Genomic DNA, 15,498 nt, shown 5'->3' with positions numbered 1-15,498 from the left:
AGGCTGTTGACCCCGTGAAGACCATCGAGCGCGTCCGCAAGCCCATCCGGACATATCACCCGCGCCGGGGGCGGCTCAGTGGTCGGCACTTCGACGCCCTCGAGCGCCTCACCACCGCGTACGGGTTCACCCCGGGGGACCGGGTCGACGTCCTGGAGATCGGGTCCGGGATGGGCGAGGCGACCCTCGAGATGGCCGCCGCGGACCCCGGCCGGCGCTACCTGGCGGTCGAGATCCACACGCCGGGCGTGGCGAACCTCCTCGCCAACATCGAGCAGCGCGGCCTGGCGAACCTGAGCGTGGTCAGCGTCGACGCCCTCGACCTGTGCCGGGAGCACATCCCCGACGGGTCCCTGGACGCGGTGCACGTGTTCTTCCCCGACCCGTGGCCGAAGGCCCGGCACCACAAGCGCCGCCTGATCCAGCCCGCCAACGCCGGGCTCCTGGCCGCGAAGCTGCGCACCGGCGGGCTGCTGCACTGCGCCACCGACGACGCCGGCTACGCGGAGTGGATGCTGGAGACCTTGACGAACGCCGCGAACCTGACCAACCGCCACGACGGCTACGCGCCGCGGCCGTCCCACCGGCCGGTCACGAAGTTCGAGCAGCGCGCCCTGGACGCCGGCCGCGCGCCCGCCGACCTGATCTTCGTGAAGTCATGAGCGCCGGACTGGCCGCCCGGGTCCCCCGGGGAGGCGACCCGGACACGGTCTTCGACGCGTTCGCGGAGTGGGCCATGGAGCAGGGCCTGGAGCTGTACCCGCACCAGGAAGAGTCCCTGATGGAGATCGTCTCCGGGGCGAACCTGATCCTGTCCACGCCCACCGGCTCCGGCAAGAGCCTCGTCGCCGCCGGGGCGCACTTCGCCGCCCTCGCCACCGACCGGACCACCTTCTACACCGCGCCGATCAAGGCGCTGGTGTCGGAGAAGTTCTTCGCCCTCGTCGCGATGTTCGGCGCCGAGAACGTCGGCATGCTCACCGGCGACGCGTCCGTCAACGCCGACGCGCCCATCATCTGCTGCACGGCGGAGATCCTCGCCAACATCGCGCTGCGCGACGGCGCGACCGCCGACGTCGGCGTCGTAGTCATGGACGAGTTCCACTTCTACGCCGAGCCCGACCGCGGCTGGGCGTGGCAGGTGCCGCTGATCGAGCTGCCGCAGGCGCAGTTCGTGCTGATGTCGGCGACGCTCGGCGACGTCACCAGGTTCGTCGACGACCTGACGGCGCGCACCGGCCGGCCGACCGCCGTGGTGAAGAACGCCGAACGGCCCGTGCCGCTCATGTTCAGCTACTCGATGGACCCGCTGCACGAGACGATCGAGGAGCTGCTCAGCACGAAGCAGGCACCGGTCTACATCGTGCACTTCACCCAGGCCGCCGCCCTGGAGCGGGCGCAGGCGCTGATGAGCATCAACGTGTCGACCCGCGCGGAGAAGGACATGATCGCCGAGGCGATCGGCCGGTTCCGGTTCACGGCGGGCTTCGGCAAGACCCTGTCGCGGCTCGTCCGGCACGGGATCGGCGTCCATCACGCCGGGATGCTCCCCAAGTACCGCCGCCTCGTCGAGACCCTCGCCCAGGCCGGGCTGCTGAAGGTCATCTGCGGCACCGACACCCTGGGCGTGGGCATCAACGTGCCGATCCGCACGGTGCTGTTCACCGCGCTGTCCAAGTACGACGGGCAGAAGACCCGGCTGCTGTACGCGCGGGAGTTCCACCAGATCGCCGGCCGGGCCGGCCGCGCCGGGTTCGACACGATCGGCACCGTCGTCGTGCAGGCGCCCGACCACGTCATCGACAACGAGCGGGCCCTGGCGAAGGCCGGCGACGACCCGAAGAAGCGGCGCAAGGTCGTACGCAAGAAGCCGCCGGAAGGCTCGATCGGCTGGGGCAAGCCCACGTTCGACCGGCTCGTCGACGCCGAACCCGAGCCGCTGCGCTCCAGCTTCCACGTGTCGCACGCGATGCTGCTCAACGTGATCAGCCGCCCCGGCGACGCGTTCGCCGCGATGCGGCACCTGCTCACGCAGAACCACGAGGACGTCCACTCGCAGCGCCGCCTGATCCGCCGGGCGATCGCGATCTACCGGGCGCTGCTCGCCGGCGGCGTGGTCGAGCAGCTCGCCGAGCCCGACGAGGAGGGCCGGCGGGTCCGGCTCACCGTCGACCTGCAGATGGACTTCGCCCTCAACCAGCCGCTGTCGCCGTTCGCCCTCGCCGCGATCGAGCTGCTCGACCGGGACGCGCCCGCGTACGCGCTGGACGTGCTGTCGGTGATCGAGTCGACGCTCGACGACCCGCGGCAGATCCTGTCCGCGCAGCAGTTCAAGGCCCGCGGCGAGGCCGTCGCCGCGATGAAGGCCGAGGGCATCGAGTACGAGCAGCGCCTGGAGCTGCTCGACACCGTCACCCACCCGAAGCCCCTCGACGAGCTGCTCGACAACGCGTACAACCTGTACAAGCAGGGCCACCCGTGGGTCGCCGACTACCAGGTCAGCCCGAAGTCGGTGGTCCGCGACATGTACGAGCGGGCCATGACGTTCGTCGAGTACGTCAACTTCTACAGCCTGTCCCGCTCCGAGGGCCTCGTGCTGCGGTACCTGGCGGACGCGTTCAAGGCGCTGCGCCAGACGGTCCCCGAGGACGCCCGTACCGAGGAGCTCACCGACATCATCGAGTGGCTCGGCGAGCTCGTCCGGCAGGTCGACTCCAGCCTCATCGACGAGTGGGAGCGGCTGCGCAACCCGGGGGCCGAGGACGAGAAGCTGGTGCTCGACGACCGCCCGCCGGCCGTCACCCGCAACCTGCGCGCGTTTCGCGTCCTGGTCCGCAACGCGCTCTTCCGCCGGGTCGAGCTGGCCGCGCTGCGCCGCTTCGACGAGCTGGGGGAGCTCGACGGCGAGCACGGGTTCACCGCCGACGACTGGCAGGACGCGATCGAGGACTACTTCGACGAGTACGACTCGCTCGGCGTCGGCCCGGACGCCAGAGGTCCGGCCCTGCTCGTCATCGAGCAGAAGCCGGACCGGTGGTTCGTGCGCCAGATCTTCGACGACCCGGCCGGCGACCGCGACTGGGGCATCACCGCCGAGGTGGATCTCGCCGAGTCCGACGCCACGGGGTTCGCGGCGATCAGGGTCACGGCCGTAGGACCCATGTCCGACGCTTAGGCGTCGGCGGTGGTCGTACGGAGCGCCGCCAGGAACTCCGCGGGGTGGGTGAAGGCGGCGAAGTGCGACGCGCCGTCGATCAGGACCAGGGACTTCGCCGGGGCGTCGACCTCGGCGAAGTACTCCACCGCGGGACCGGTCAGGGTGACCACGTCCTGCGCGCCCTGGAACAGGTGGAACGGGATCTCCAGCCGGGTGCCCTCGGCCCGGGCGTCGAAGCGCATGAACTGGGTGAACATCGCGTCCCGGACCGCCGCGAAACCCTTCAGCCAGGCGACCACGTCCAGCAGTGAGTAGTCGGGCTTCGTCAGCAGCAGCGAGAAGAGCTTCTTCAGGCCACCGTTGGGGTTGGACGGGTCGGTGCCCATCGACCACTGCATGCGCCGGCCCCATGCCTTGACGTCCCAGGTGCGCGGGTCGGCGTCGAGCGCCTCGAGGGTGGCCACGCCCCGCTTGTTGCCCGCGGCGCGCAGCCGCTCCAGGGTGTCGAGCCGGCCCTGGCGCTCGTTGTCGACCATGTTCACGTAGAAGTCGGTGCCGACATAGGCGCTGAACAGGTCGGGCCGCTGCCGTGCCATCGGCAGGCCGACGATCGTGCCCATCGAGCCGGCCATCAGGATCACCTTGTCCTTGCCGAGGTGGGCGCGGACGTGCTCGGCGACCTCGATGCCGTCGGTGACCATCCGCTCGAAGGTGAGCTCCTCCGGGGCGGGTGCGCCGTTGCGGCGCAAGGTCCGGCCGCAGCCGCGGCGGTCCCAGTGCACGACCGTGAAGTGCTTCTCCCACTCGCGGAGCGCGGCGGTGAACACCGAGTAGGGCGAGCCGGGGCCGCCGTGCACGACGAGCAGCACCGGGTTGGCCCGGTCCTCGCCGCGGATCTGCAGCCACTGCTCGACGCCGCCGATGGTGACGTAGCGGCCCTCGACGATGCCGGCGGGGCTGGTGATGCGCGCCTCGGCGGCGCGGCGGTGCTTGAGGACCGCCCGGACGGCGAGGGGGGCGGTGGCGAGGGCGGCGATGGCGGCGGGGGCGATCAGCATCAGCGTCATGCCGAGAACTGTACGCACGTCTCACACAAATGTGCAAGAACGATGTGCAAGACGTTTGTGTCAGACGACGCTATGCTTCGGGGCATGGGCAACAAGGAGAAGCTCCTCGAGGGCGCGCTGGCGTGCCTGCTCGACAAGGGCTACGCACGCACCACCGCGCGCGACGTCGCGTCGGCGGCCGGGGTCAGCCTCGCCGCGATCGGGTACCACTTCGGCACCACCGACGCGCTGCTCAACGCCGCGCTCGACCAGGCCCTCGAAGCCTGGGGCGCCACCCTGGAGGAAGCCCTGAGCGGCGCCGCCGACGGGCCCGACGGCGACCCGGCCGCCAGGTTCGAGGCCATCTGGGCGCGGATCATCGCCTCCGTCGAGGCGCAGCCGGCGCTGTGGAAGCTCCAGTTCGAGGTGGTCGCGCAGCTCGCCGTCCTGCCGGAGCTGCACGAGCGCTGGCAGCACTCGCTCGCCGCCGCGCAGGAGGGGCTCGCCGCGCTCTTCGGCGGCAGCCCCGGCACCGGCGCGTTCTATCAGGCGCTGCTCACCGGCGTGGTCGTGCAGCACCTCGTCGCGCCGGGCCGCGGGGTGGACGGCGCGCAGCTGGCGGCGGCGGTGCTGGAGGTGGCGGCGCACCTACGGACCGGTGAAGATGCCGCGGAACGCGTGTAAACGGCGCGAACCGCGGTAGCCCGTAGGTATGACCGCTGCGCTGACCACAGACCAGGGCATCCCGGTCGCCGACACCGACAACTCGCTGCGCGCCGGTGCCCGCGGGCCGAGCCTGCTGGAGGACTTCCATCTGCGGGAGAAGCTGATGCGCTTCGACCACGAACGGATCCCGGAGCGGGTCGTCTACGCCCGCGGTGCCGGAGCGCACGGCGTGTTCAAGCTGCACACGCCGCTGGACGACTACACGACGGCGGACTTCCTCACCGACCCCGACGCCGAGACCCCCGTCTTCGTCCGGTTCTCCACCCTGCAGGGCTCCCGCGGCTCCACCGACACGCCCCGCGACGCGCGTGGCTTCGCCACGAAGTTCTACACCCAGCAGGGCAACTTCGACCTCGTCGGCAGCAACATGCCGGTCTTCTTCATCCAGGACGGCATCAAGTTCCCCGACCTGGTGCACGCGCTCAAGCCGGAGCCGCACCACGAGATGCCGCAGGCGTCGTCGGCGCACGACACGTTCTGGGACTTCGTGTCGCTGCAGCCCGAGACGATGCACCACCTGATCTGGCGGATGTCCGACCGGGCCCTGCCTCGCTCGTACCGCATGATGCAGGGCTTCGGCGTGCACACCTTCCGCCTCGTGAACAGCCAGGGGCGCGGCACGTTCGTCAAGTTCCACTGGCGGCCGTCGCTCGGCACGCACTCGCTGGTCTTCGACGAGGCGCAGCGCATCTCCGGCCAGGACCCCGACTTCAACCGCCGCGACCTCTGGGACGCGATCGCGTCCGGGAACTTCCCCTCCTGGGAGCTCGGCGTGCAGCTGTTCTCCGAGTTCGCCCTGGACGACGTCGACCTGCTCGACGCCACCAAGCTCGTCCCCGAGGAGATCGTGCCCGTCACGCCGGTCGGGCGGCTCACGCTCAACCGCAACCCCGACAACTTCTTCGCCGAGACCGAGCAGGTCGCGTTCAACGTCGGCAACATCGTGCCCGGCATCGACTTCACCGACGACCCGCTGCTCCAGGCGCGGCTGTTCTCCTACCTGGACTCGCAGCTCAACCGGCTCGGCGGCCCCAACTTCGCGCAACTGCCCGTCAACCGGCCGCACGTGCCCGTGCACAACCACCAGCAGGACGGCTCCCACCAGCAGCGGGTGCCGACCAGCCGGGTCACGTACTCGCCCAGCTCCCTCGCCGCCGAGGCGCCCGCCGGTTTCGTCTCGTACCCGGAGACCGTCGACGGGCCGAAGGAACGCAAGCGGAGCGTGACCTTCGCCGACCACTACAGCCAGGCGACCCTGTTCTGGAACAGCATGGCGCCGTGGGAGCGCGCGCACATCGTCGAGGCGTACCGCTTCGAGCTCGGCCGGGTCACCTCGATGGCGATCCGGGTCCGGATGGTCGAGCACCTCAACCGCATCGACCACGACCTGGCGGTGGCGGTCGCGTCCGGGATCGGCGTCGAGGAGCCGGTCCGGTCCGTCGCCAACCACGGCCGCTCGTCCGCGTCCCTCAGCCAGGCCGCCGCAGCGCCGGCACCGGTGGCCACCCGGAAGGTCGCGGTCCTCATGGGCGACGGCGTCTCCGCCCGCTGGGTCGCCCGCCTGCGCGACGACCTCACCGCCGTGGGCGTCGTCGTCGACCTGCTCGGCCCGGTCGACGGCACCGTGATGACCGACGACGGGCTGCCCATGGAGGTCACCCGCGCCCTGAGCACCGTGGCCTCCGTGGTGTACGACGCGGTCGCCGTCCCCGACGGGGTGCTCGCCCTGCCCGTGGACGGCCCCGCGGTCCACTTCGTCGCCGAGGCGTACAAGCACGGCAAGCCGATCGCCGCCTCGGGCACCGGCGTGGACGTGCTGCTCCGCGCCCACATCCCGATCCCCGCGGCGTCCTCCCCGGCGGCCGGCTCCACGGGCGCCGCCTTCGCCGCCCGCTCCGCCGGTCCTTCCGCCGGCGCGTTCAACGGCCCTCGCTCCGCGGGTCCTTCCGCCGCCGCCGAGCCCGAGGGCACCGTCTTCGCCGCCCGTTCGACGGGCCCTTCCGCCGGTGCCACCCGCGGCCCCCGCTCCGCCGCTCCCGCTGGCGCCTCCGCCGCCGGCCCGTCCTCGACGACCGTCGCGGACATCGCCGACATGTCGCTCATCGTCGCCGACGAGCCGGCGTCCCGCCTGCTGACGGCGCTGGCCATGCACCGCAACCACGACCGGGACGTGACCTCGATCCCCGCCTAGCGCCGCCGCGCCCCGTCTATTGGCCCCTACTGGCTCAGGGCCTTCTCCTACTGGCTCAGGGCCTTCTCCTACTGGCTCAGGGCCTTCTCCTACTGGCCCAGTGCCTTCTCCACGAACTTGTGGCGGTCGACGAGCGTGCGCTCGACCCGGCCCTCCGCCACGACCTGGCTGCCATCGCGGGCGACGACCTCGAACACCAGCTTCCGGCCGTCGGTCTTGGCGAGGCGGGCCTCCACGACCACCTTGCCGCCGATCGGGGTGGCCGCGCGGTGCTCCAGCTCGACCCGCGTGCCGACCGTCGTCCAGCCCGGCGGCAGCCGCCTGACCAGCGCGCCGACGCTCGCCGCCTCCGCGAGCGCCAGCACCTTCGGCGTGCCGAGCACCGGCACGTCACCCGACCCCAGCGCCTGCGCCGTGTCGGCGTCGCTGACGATGAGCTCGACCCGGGCGACCGCGCCGACCCAGGGTGCCGCGTCCACTGAGAAACCCATGTGCTCAGCCTAGTGAGTCGCGGCTACAGTCGGGCCGATGCGCAACCTGGCGGCCTGGATCGATGCGGGCTCCGTCGTCGCCCTCACCGGCGCCGGCATCTCCACCGACTCCGGCATCCCCGACTTCCGCGGCCCCGACGGCGTCTGGACCCGCGACCCCGAGGCGATGAAGCTCTCCTCGATCGACCACTACGTGGCAGACCCGCAGGTGCGCCGCCGGGCGTGGCAGGAGCGGCTGCACAACCCCGCGTGGACCGCCGAGCCCAACGCCGCCCACCACGCCCTCGCCGCCCTGGAACGCGCGGGGAAGCTCACCGCCGTCGTCACGCAGAACATCGACGGCCTGCACCAGCGCGCCGGCGCCTCGAACGTCATCGAGCTGCACGGCACGCTCTCGCAGACCGAGTGCCTCACCTGCGCCGAACGCCGCCCGATGCCCGAAACCCTGGCCCGCGTCACCGCCGGCGACCCAGACCCCGCCTGCCTCACCTGCGGTGGCCTGCTGAAGTCGGCGACCATCTCGTTCGGCCAGTCGATGCACCTGCCGACCCTCGAGGCCGCCGCCGAGGCCGCCATGGGCTGCGACGTACTCCTGGCCATCGGCACGTCACTGACCGTCCACCCAGCCGCCGGCCTCGTCGACGTCGCCCTCAAGTCCGGCGCCATGATCGTCATCATCAACGCGGCCGAGACCCCGTACGACCCCATCGCCCACATGCTCGTCCGCGACCCGATCGGCGAGTTCCTACCCAGCCTGGTCGCCGGCTGACTTTCTCCGCGCTCCAGCCGGCGAGGCGCCGCCCCGCCTGGCCGCCGTCCGACTGCTTCGCGGTCCGGCCGGCGAGATGCTGCCCTGCTTGGCCGCCGCCCGTCCGTGATGCGTTCGCCGAGGTGCTGCCCGCCTGGTCGCCCGCTGGCCCGCGCGGCGGTTGGCTGCCGTCCCTGCGGCGGGCCGTGGCTGCGCAGACGGTGGGGAGCGGTCGCCGGGTCGGACGGCGCGGCGATCGATTCCGGCGGTGCGGCCATCGAGCCGAGCGGTGCGGCGATCGGATCGGACGGTGCGGCAATCGAGCCGGGCGGTGCGGCGATCGGGCCGGGCGGTTTGGGTTCGGCGTCGGTGCGGCGGTCGGGCTCGCACGTTGCTCGTCCGTGACCGGTCGGCGAGGTGCTGCCCCGTCTGGTCGCCCGCTGGTCTGCGCGGCGGTTGGCTGCCGTTCCTGCGGTGGGCCGCGGCTGCGCAGGCGGTGGGGGAGCGGTCGCCGGGTCCGGCGGTGCGGCGATCGGGTCGGGCGGTTGGGTTCGGCAGTGATGCGGCGGTCGGCCTCGCGCGTGCTCGTCCGTGACCGGTCGGCGAGGTGCTGGCCCGCCTGGTCGCGCGGCGGTTGGCTGCCGTTCCTGCGGTGGGCCGCGGCTGCGCGGGCGGTGGGGGAGCGGTCGCCGGGTCTGACGGTGCGGCGATCGGGTCGGGCGGTTGGGTTCGGCAGTGATGCGGCGGTCGGCCTCGCGCGTGCTCGTCCGTGACCGGTTGGCGAGGTGCTGCCCCGTCTGGTCGCCCGCTGGCCTGCGTGGCGGTTGGCTGCCGTTCCTGCGGGGGGCCGCGGCTGCGCAGGCGGTGGGGGGAGCGGTCGCCGGGTCTGACGGTGCGGCGATCGGGTCGGGCGGTTGGGTTCGGCGGCGGTCGGGCTCGCACGTTGCTCGTCCGTGACCGGTTGGCGAGGTGCTGCCCCGTCTGGTCGCCCGCTGGCCTGCGCGGCGGTTGGCTGCCGTTCCTGCGGCGGGCCGCGGCTGCACGGGCGGTGGGGGAGCGGTCGCCGGGTCCGGCGGTGCGGTGCGGCGGTCGGGCTCGCACGTGCTCGTCCGTGACCGGTTGGCGAGGTGCTGCCCCGCCTGGTTTGTCCACTGGTCGGCACGGTGGACTGCTGCTGCGCCCGCGGCGGGGCCGTCGCCGTTACACCGGCGGATGGGGCGCGGCTACCGGGCCCGGCGGCGCGGCGATCGGGTCCGGCGGATCGGCTAACGGACCGGGCGGCGCGGCAATCGGGCCCTGAGGCGGCGCGGCAATCGGGTCCGGCGGTGCGGCGTGCGGGTCCGGCGGTGCGGCGTGCGGGTCCGGCGGTGCGGCGTGCGGGTCCGGCGGCGGAGCGGTGACCAGGTTCGGTGGAGCGGCCACAGGACCGGGCAGTGCGGCGGCCGAGCCTTGAGGCGGTGTGGCAAACGGGTCCGGCGGCGGAGCGGCGACTGGATTCGGTGGAGCGGTGATCGGGGCGGGCGGTGCGGTGTGCGGGTCCGGCGGTGGGGCGGCGACCTGGTCCTGTGGTGGGACGGGCGGCTTCTGGAGCGAGACGGCGACGGCGGCGCGGCGGGCGGTGCGGGAGGTGGCCGCGAGGAGGTCGGCGAGGGCGTACGCGTCGGCGGCGGACCGGTGGCGGCCGACGGCGTGCAGGCCGCCCGCGGTGTCGACGTGGACCGTCGCGAGGTCCAGGGCGCGTTGCAGCGGGCCCTGGATCACCCTGACGCTCTGCACCCGGGCCAGCGGGACCACCACCAGCTCGCGGGTCAGGACGCCCTCCCGGACGACGACGACCGTGTCGGTGATGCCGATGCCGATCCGGGACCACGCCAGGGGCGCGAGCCAGCGGGCGCGGCGGGGTGGGCCGGTGACGGCGACCGCGGCCGCGTCGACGGGTGGCCAGTGGCCGGCGCCGGCCAGCGGCGGCATGGGTGCGGCCTTGGCGGGGCGGGCGTGGACGGCGGCGGTGAGCACGGTGGTGACGACCGTGAGCGTGTCGGCGGTGGACGCGACCGGGACGAGGGTGCCGGTGCGCAGCTGCGCCTCGCCGTGGCCCGCGTAGCCGGCGACGTCGAGTCGGGCGCGGGCCCAGCCGGCGCGGCGCCACAGGAGCGGCCAGGTGACCTTCAGCCCCTGGACGCGGTGCGGCGGGACGGTCTGGCTGCGCTTGTTGAGCAGGCCCTGGCGCAGGCGGAGCGCCGCGGCGTCGGTGCCGATGGTGAAGTCCCACTCGTCGAGGACGCGGCGGACGGGGACCTGGAAGACGCCGAGGAACGCGGTGATCGTGCTCGCCGCGCCGATCAGGGTCCAGGTCGGGTCGAGGGTCGCCTGCCAGGCGACGAACGCCAGGCCGGCGGGGACGGCCAGGGCCTGCGGGGTGAGCAGCTGCGCGAGCAGGAGCCGGCGGTTGGCGACGGCGAAGACGCGGGCCTCGCCGGCGCCGGTGTCGGTGGTGGCGGCGTGGGTGTGGGGTACGCCGGTGGACAGGCCGATGAGGCGCGCGCGCAGGCCGGCGGCGCCGGCGACGGTCAGGTAGGCCAGGGGCGCCTCGGTCTTGCTGGCGCCGATCACCTCCAGGCGCAGCTCGGCCAGGCCGAAGACGCGGGCCAGCAGGGGCCGGACGACGTCGATCGCCTGCACCCGCTCCAGGGGGATCGTCCTGGTACGGCGGGAGATCAGCCCCTCGTGCACCCGCAGCTCCCGGCCCACGATCTCGTAGCCGGTGACGAGCCAGACGACGGCGGAGACGACGACCGCCGCGACGAGGATCGCGCCCATCGCGGCCAGCCAGTGCACCAGACCCAGGTCGGACAGGCCGCGCCAGGAGACGGCGGCGGCGGCGAACGCCACCAGCTTCGCCCCCTTCAGCAGCGGCGTCAGCGGGTGGAGGCGCTGTCTCACAGGCCCTCTTCGCGGATCTCGCCGAGCGCGGCGAGCCGGTCCCGCAGCCGGGTCGCCTCCGCGGCCTCCAGGCCCGGGACGGTCGCGTCGCTGGCCGCGGCGGCGGTGTGCAGGGTGACGGTGGCCAGGCCGGCGGCGCGCTCCAGGGGGCCGGCGGTGACGTCGACGAACTGCATCCTCGCGTACGGGACGATCGACAGCCGCCGCACGAGCAGCCCGTGCCTGACGAGCAGGTCCTCGGCCCGTTCCGCGTAACCCCAGGCGCGCACCGACCGGCGCACGAACACCGCCCGGAGCCCACCCAGTACCAACGCCGCGAACGACAACAGGAAGAACCAGGGGCTGACGAGCAGCGCCGCGACCGCGCCCGCCACCGCGAAGGCCAGGGTCCAGGCGCTCAGGACGGCGAGGCGCAGCCAGAAATAGCGAGGAGAGATTGATCGCCAGGTAACTTCAACGGGCGGCGCGGTCACGTCGTCACCTCCGCTGCGCTACGGTGCCGACGCGACCAGGTGCTGAGCCCATGGTGACGGGCCACTCCGCTGCGCTCCAGTCCCGTCACGTGTCGAGCGTATCCGCTGCCACGGGGATGACGTCGCGGAGGAAACCGCGTGCGGTCAGGAAGTCACTCAGCGTCGTGCGGTGGGTGTCACACGCCAGCCAGATCTTGCGGCGCTCCGGCGTGTGCAACTTCGGGTTGTTCCAGCGCAGCTGCCACGTCGCCTCGGCGCGACAGCCTTTGGCGGAGCAGATGAGGGGTTCCACGCGGCCAGTCTGCCAGCGGTGGAGAAGAGGATGAGCGCCGGGCGGCCACGGGGGAAGCCGCCCGGCGACGGGGTGAATCGTACCCACCCGGGTACGGGTGATGTCCAGTCACCCGAGGTGTCCGATCCGAAAATCCCGCTCAATCACTGGTCACTTTTACGATTAATACGTAAAAATCGGTCGCGGGTAGGACTCCCAGAAGCTTCCCAGTGACGTCGGATCGCGTTCGGTTGGTGCGGCGTGCGAGGCTTGGAGTCGTCTGTACGCCAGCAAGCAGTGGAGGACCGGTGACCCAGCCGAGCAACCCCGTCTCGCCGCCAGGTGGGCAGGTCTCGACGCCCGCGCAGGACGCGACCGTGCTGGAACGCGCCCTGTTCGAGGTCAAACGGGTCATCGTCGGCCAGGACCGGATGATCGAGCGGATGTTCGTCTCGCTCCTCGCCCGCGGTCACGTGCTGCTCGAAGGCGTCCCCGGCGTCGCGAAGACCCTGGCCGTGGAGACCCTCGCGCGGGTCGTGGGCGGCACGTTCTCCCGCATCCAGTTCACGCCCGACCTCGTGCCGGCCGACATCGTCGGCACGCGCATCTACCGGCAGTCCAGCGAGAAGTTCGACGTCGAGCTCGGCCCGGTGTTCGTCAACTTCCTGCTCGCCGACGAGATCAACCGCGCGCCCGCGAAGGTGCAGTCCGCGCTGCTGGAGGTCATGGCCGAGCAGCAGGTGTCGGTCGGCGGCGAGACGTACGAGGTGCCGCGGCCGTTCCTCGTCATGGCCACGCAGAACCCGATCGAGCAGGAAGGCGTCTACCCGCTGCCCGAGGCGCAGCGCGACCGCTTCCTGATGAAGATCCAGGTGGGGTACCCCACCGACAGCGAAGAGCGCGAGATCGTCTACCGGGTCAGCGTGAAGACCCCGGAGCCCGTCGCCGTGCTCTCCCCGACCGAGCTCATGGCGCTGCAGGACAAGGCCGACGACGTGTTCGTGCACAACGCGCTCGTCGACTACGCCGTGCGGCTGGTCGTGGCGACCCGCTCCCCGGCGGAGCACGGGCTCGCCGACATCGCGCAGCTCATCCAGTACGGTGCGAGCCCCCGCGCCTCGCTCGGCATCGTCCGCGCGTCCCGGGCCCTCGCGCTGCTGCGCGGCCGTGACTACGCGCTGCCGCAGGACGTGCAGGACATCGCGCCCGACATCCTGCGCCACCGGCTCGTGCTGTCCTACGACGCGCTCGCCGACGACATCCCCGCCGACGACATCGTCAAGCGGGTCCTCGCCGCCGTGCCGCCGCCGACCGTCGCGCCGCGCCAGCAGGCCGGCCCGGGCGGGCCCGGAGGCCACGGCGGACCCGGCGGTCCCGGAGGCCCTGCGGGCCCTGGAGGTCCCGGCAGCCCCGTACCCACCACCATCACCACCTGGCCCGGCCGTTGAAAGGCCGGTGATCCATGCCGACCGACGACGCCCGCGCCGAGGTTGTGCTCAACCGCATGCAACTGCTCGTCACCCGCAAGCTCGACGGCCTTCTCCAGGGTGACTACCTGGGCCTGCTGCCCGGCCCGGGCACGGAGGCCGGCGAGTCGCGGGAGTACCGGCCGGGCGACGACGTGCGGCGCATGGACTGGCCCGTCACGGCCCGCACGACCCTGCCGCACGTCCGGCAGACCGTCGCCGACCGGGAGCTGGAGACCTGGCTCGCCGTCGACCTGTCCGCGAGCCTCGACTTCGGCACCGCGCGCTACCTCAAGCGCGACCTCGCCATCGCCGCGGCCGCCGCGGTCTCCCACCTGACGGTCCGCGGCGGCAACCGCATCGGCGCCGTCGTCGGTACCGCCGGCGACATGCACCGGATGCCCGCCCGCCCGGGTCGCAAGGACGCGCAGGGCCTGCTCCGGGCGATCGCCATGACGCGGGCGCAGACGGGCCGCGCCGACCTCGGCGCGCTCATCGACATGCTCAACCGGCCGCCCCGGCGGCGCGGCATGGCGGTCGTCATCTCCGACTTCATGACGCCGGTCAGCCAGTGGTCCCGCCCGCTGCGCAAGGTCGGCGTCCGCCACGACCTGCTCGCCGTGGAGATCGTCGACCCGCGCGAGCTGGAGCTGCCCAACGTGGGCGTGATCGCGCTCGTCGACCCCGAGACCGGCCGCACCCACGAGGTGCAGACCGCCGACCCGAAACTGCGCCACCGCTACGCACACGCGGCGGCCGCCCAGCGCGCCGAGATAGCCTCGGCACTGCGCGGCGCCAACGCCGCGCATCTGAGACTGCGCACCGACTCCGACTGGCTGCTCGACATCGTCCGGTTCGTCGCGGCACAGCGGCACGCCCGGACGAGGGGGACGACCCGATGATTCGTTTGCTGTCACCGTGGTGGCTGCTGTCGCTGCTGCCCGTCTTCGCCGTCATCGGCGTGTACATCTGGCGCCAGCTGCACCGGCGGGCCTTCGCCGTGAAGTTCACCAACGTCGACCTGCTCAGCAGCCTGGTGCCCAAGGGCATCGGCGTGCGCCGGCACGTCAGCGCCGCCGCGTTCCTGCTGAGCCTGCTCGTGCTCAGCTTCGGCATGGCCCGGCCGTCGGTCGACACCAAGGAACCCCTCGAGCGGGCCACCATCATGCTCGCCATCGACGTCTCCCTGTCGATGCAGGCGACCGACGTGCAGCCGACCCGCATCGAGGCGGCCAAGTCCGCCGCCACCGACTTCGTCAAGCAGCTCCCGGCGTCGTTCAACGTCGGCCTGGTCTCGTTCGCGAAGACCGCGAGCGTCCTGGTCTCCCCGACGAAGGAACGCGGCTCGGTGCTCCAGGCGATCGACGGCCTCACCCTGCAGGAGTCGACCGCCACCGGCGAGGCCGTCTTCACCAGCCTCGACGCCATCCGCACCGTCCCCGCCGACGGCGCCTCAGGCCCGCCACCGGCCCGCATCGTCCTGCTCTCCGACGGCTTCCGCACCGCCGGGCGCTCCCTCGAGGACGCCTCGGCCGCCGCCTCCGCCGCCAACGTGCCCGTCTCCACCATCGCGTTCGGCACCGACGAGGGCGTGGTCCGCATCGGCAACACCCCGCAGCGGGTCCCGGTCGACCGGGCGTCGCTGCAGAAGGTCGCCGAGACCACCAAGGGCTACTTCTACGAGGCCGCCAGCAAGGACGAGCTCAAGCGGGTGTACACCGACATGGGCAGCTCGATCGGCTTCAAGACCAAGCCCCGCGAGATCACCCAGTGGTACCTCGGCGGCGGCTTCCTGCTCGCCCTGCTCGCCGGCGGCCTGAGCCTCCTGTGGGGCAGCCGCCTCCCGTAACCGCTTCGGTGCCCGCTGGTCGTGATGATCAAGTAGCGGATCCGGCTGCCATGACGACCGGATCCGCGATCCGATCACGGCGCATCCGGCCAGTGCGCCTCATCCCCGGTTATGTCGACTCGCTCCGCTCCCCGACA

Annotated in this window: 13 protein-coding genes; 8 read left to right on the top strand and 5 right to left on the bottom strand. The window is 72.5% G+C overall.

Annotated elements, in window-relative coordinates:
- Positions 1-14: 14 nt before the first annotated feature.
- Together trmB and AB0J72_RS36450 are read left to right on the top strand one after the other, a co-directional pair.
- On the top strand, positions 15-662 hold the full coding sequence (gene trmB, locus AB0J72_RS36455; RefSeq protein ID WP_363407058.1) for a tRNA (guanosine(46)-N7)-methyltransferase TrmB: 648 nt from the start codon (positions 15-17) through the stop codon (positions 660-662).
- The gene (locus tag AB0J72_RS36450) at positions 659-3,175 is read left to right on the top strand and encodes a DUF3516 domain-containing protein (protein WP_363407055.1); all 2,517 of its coding nucleotides are present in this window, start codon (positions 659-661) and stop codon (positions 3,173-3,175) included. Before trmB ends, AB0J72_RS36450 begins: the two co-directional genes overlap by 4 nt.
- Here the strand turns inward: AB0J72_RS36450 and AB0J72_RS36445 are convergent.
- Positions 3,172-4,224, bottom strand: coding sequence for an alpha/beta hydrolase (locus tag AB0J72_RS36445; protein WP_363407052.1), 1,053 nt, complete (start codon positions 4,222-4,224; stop codon positions 3,172-3,174). The genes AB0J72_RS36450 and AB0J72_RS36445 overlap by 4 nt on opposite strands.
- Before the next feature lie 84 nt (positions 4,225-4,308).
- Here AB0J72_RS36445 and AB0J72_RS36440 point away from each other — a divergent pair, with 84 nt between their 5' ends.
- Both AB0J72_RS36440 and AB0J72_RS36435 read left to right on the top strand, forming a co-directional pair.
- Positions 4,309-4,887, top strand: a complete 579-nt coding sequence (locus AB0J72_RS36440; RefSeq protein ID WP_363407049.1) for a TetR/AcrR family transcriptional regulator — start codon at positions 4,309-4,311, stop codon at positions 4,885-4,887.
- Positions 4,888-4,915: 28 nt separating this feature from the next.
- Positions 4,916-7,120, top strand: coding sequence for a catalase (locus tag AB0J72_RS36435; RefSeq protein WP_363407046.1), 2,205 nt, complete (start codon positions 4,916-4,918; stop codon positions 7,118-7,120).
- Positions 7,121-7,209: 89 nt separating this feature from the next.
- On the opposite strand, the gene AB0J72_RS36430 is transcribed toward AB0J72_RS36435, so the two are convergent.
- Complete coding sequence (locus tag AB0J72_RS36430) at positions 7,210-7,611, bottom strand: hotdog domain-containing protein (RefSeq protein ID WP_363407043.1); 402 nt, start codon at positions 7,609-7,611, stop codon at positions 7,210-7,212.
- Between the two features lie 37 nt (positions 7,612-7,648).
- Here AB0J72_RS36430 and AB0J72_RS36425 point away from each other — a divergent pair, with 37 nt between their 5' ends.
- Positions 7,649-8,380: a Sir2 family NAD-dependent protein deacetylase gene (locus AB0J72_RS36425; RefSeq protein WP_363407040.1), complete on the top strand. Its 732-nt coding sequence runs from the start codon at positions 7,649-7,651 to the stop codon at positions 8,378-8,380.
- Between the two features lie 1,179 nt (positions 8,381-9,559).
- Here the strand turns inward: AB0J72_RS36425 and AB0J72_RS36420 are convergent.
- The 3 genes from AB0J72_RS36420 to AB0J72_RS36410 form a co-directional block, all read right to left on the bottom strand.
- Positions 9,560-11,302, bottom strand: a complete 1,743-nt coding sequence (locus tag AB0J72_RS36420) for a PH domain-containing protein (protein ID WP_363407037.1) — start codon at positions 11,300-11,302, stop codon at positions 9,560-9,562.
- Entirely contained in the window at positions 11,299-11,775 is a 477-nt protein-coding gene (locus tag AB0J72_RS36415) for a PH domain-containing protein (RefSeq protein WP_363407034.1), read from the bottom strand. The genes AB0J72_RS36420 and AB0J72_RS36415 overlap by 4 nt, the downstream gene beginning before the upstream one ends.
- Positions 11,776-11,860: 85 nt before the next feature.
- Complete coding sequence (locus tag AB0J72_RS36410) at positions 11,861-12,067, bottom strand: acetone carboxylase (protein WP_363407031.1); 207 nt, start codon at positions 12,065-12,067, stop codon at positions 11,861-11,863.
- Between the two features lie 287 nt (positions 12,068-12,354).
- Between AB0J72_RS36410 and AB0J72_RS36405 the strand changes: the two genes are divergently transcribed.
- From AB0J72_RS36405 to AB0J72_RS36395, 3 genes are read left to right on the top strand one after another with little or no spacing between them, the layout of a single operon-like run.
- A complete protein-coding gene (locus tag AB0J72_RS36405; RefSeq protein WP_363407028.1) occupies positions 12,355-13,494 on the top strand; it encodes a MoxR family ATPase in 1,140 nt (379 codons plus the stop codon).
- A gap of 14 nt (positions 13,495-13,508) precedes the next feature.
- Complete coding sequence (locus tag AB0J72_RS36400) at positions 13,509-14,414, top strand: DUF58 domain-containing protein (protein WP_344502939.1); 906 nt, start codon at positions 13,509-13,511, stop codon at positions 14,412-14,414.
- Positions 14,411-15,361 carry a VWA domain-containing protein gene (locus tag AB0J72_RS36395; RefSeq protein ID WP_344502938.1) on the top strand — a complete coding sequence of 317 codons (951 nt, stop codon included), beginning with the start codon at positions 14,411-14,413 and terminating at the stop codon, positions 15,359-15,361. Before AB0J72_RS36400 ends, AB0J72_RS36395 begins: the two co-directional genes overlap by 4 nt.
- Positions 15,362-15,498 lie beyond the last annotated feature (137 nt).

Source organism: Dactylosporangium sp. NPDC049742 (assembly GCF_040674675.1).
Classification (GTDB): Bacteria; Actinomycetota; Actinomycetes; order Mycobacteriales; family Micromonosporaceae; genus Dactylosporangium; species Dactylosporangium maewongense.
The sequence above is the reverse complement of the archived record's forward strand: the minus strand, read 5'-3'. Positions and strand labels throughout refer to the sequence as shown.

Bases quoted from the DNA above. Each gene is read 5' to 3' on its own strand.
- AB0J72_RS36450 (WP_363407055.1), top strand. From the start codon at position 659: ATGAGCGCCGGACTGGCCGCCCGGGTCCCCCGGGGAGGCGACCCGGAC.
- AB0J72_RS36445 (WP_363407052.1), bottom strand. From the start codon at position 4,224: ATGACGCTGATGCTGATCGCCCCCGCCGCCATCGCCGCCCTCGCCACC.
- AB0J72_RS36440 (WP_363407049.1), top strand. From the start codon at position 4,309: ATGGGCAACAAGGAGAAGCTCCTCGAGGGCGCGCTGGCGTGCCTGCTC.
- AB0J72_RS36435 (WP_363407046.1), top strand. From the start codon at position 4,916: ATGACCGCTGCGCTGACCACAGACCAGGGCATCCCGGTCGCCGACACC.
- AB0J72_RS36430 (WP_363407043.1), bottom strand. From the start codon at position 7,611: ATGGGTTTCTCAGTGGACGCGGCACCCTGGGTCGGCGCGGTCGCCCGG.
- AB0J72_RS36425 (WP_363407040.1), top strand. From the start codon at position 7,649: ATGCGCAACCTGGCGGCCTGGATCGATGCGGGCTCCGTCGTCGCCCTC.
- AB0J72_RS36400 (WP_344502939.1), top strand. From the start codon at position 13,509: ATGCCGACCGACGACGCCCGCGCCGAGGTTGTGCTCAACCGCATGCAA.
- AB0J72_RS36395 (WP_344502938.1), top strand. From the start codon at position 14,411: ATGATTCGTTTGCTGTCACCGTGGTGGCTGCTGTCGCTGCTGCCCGTC.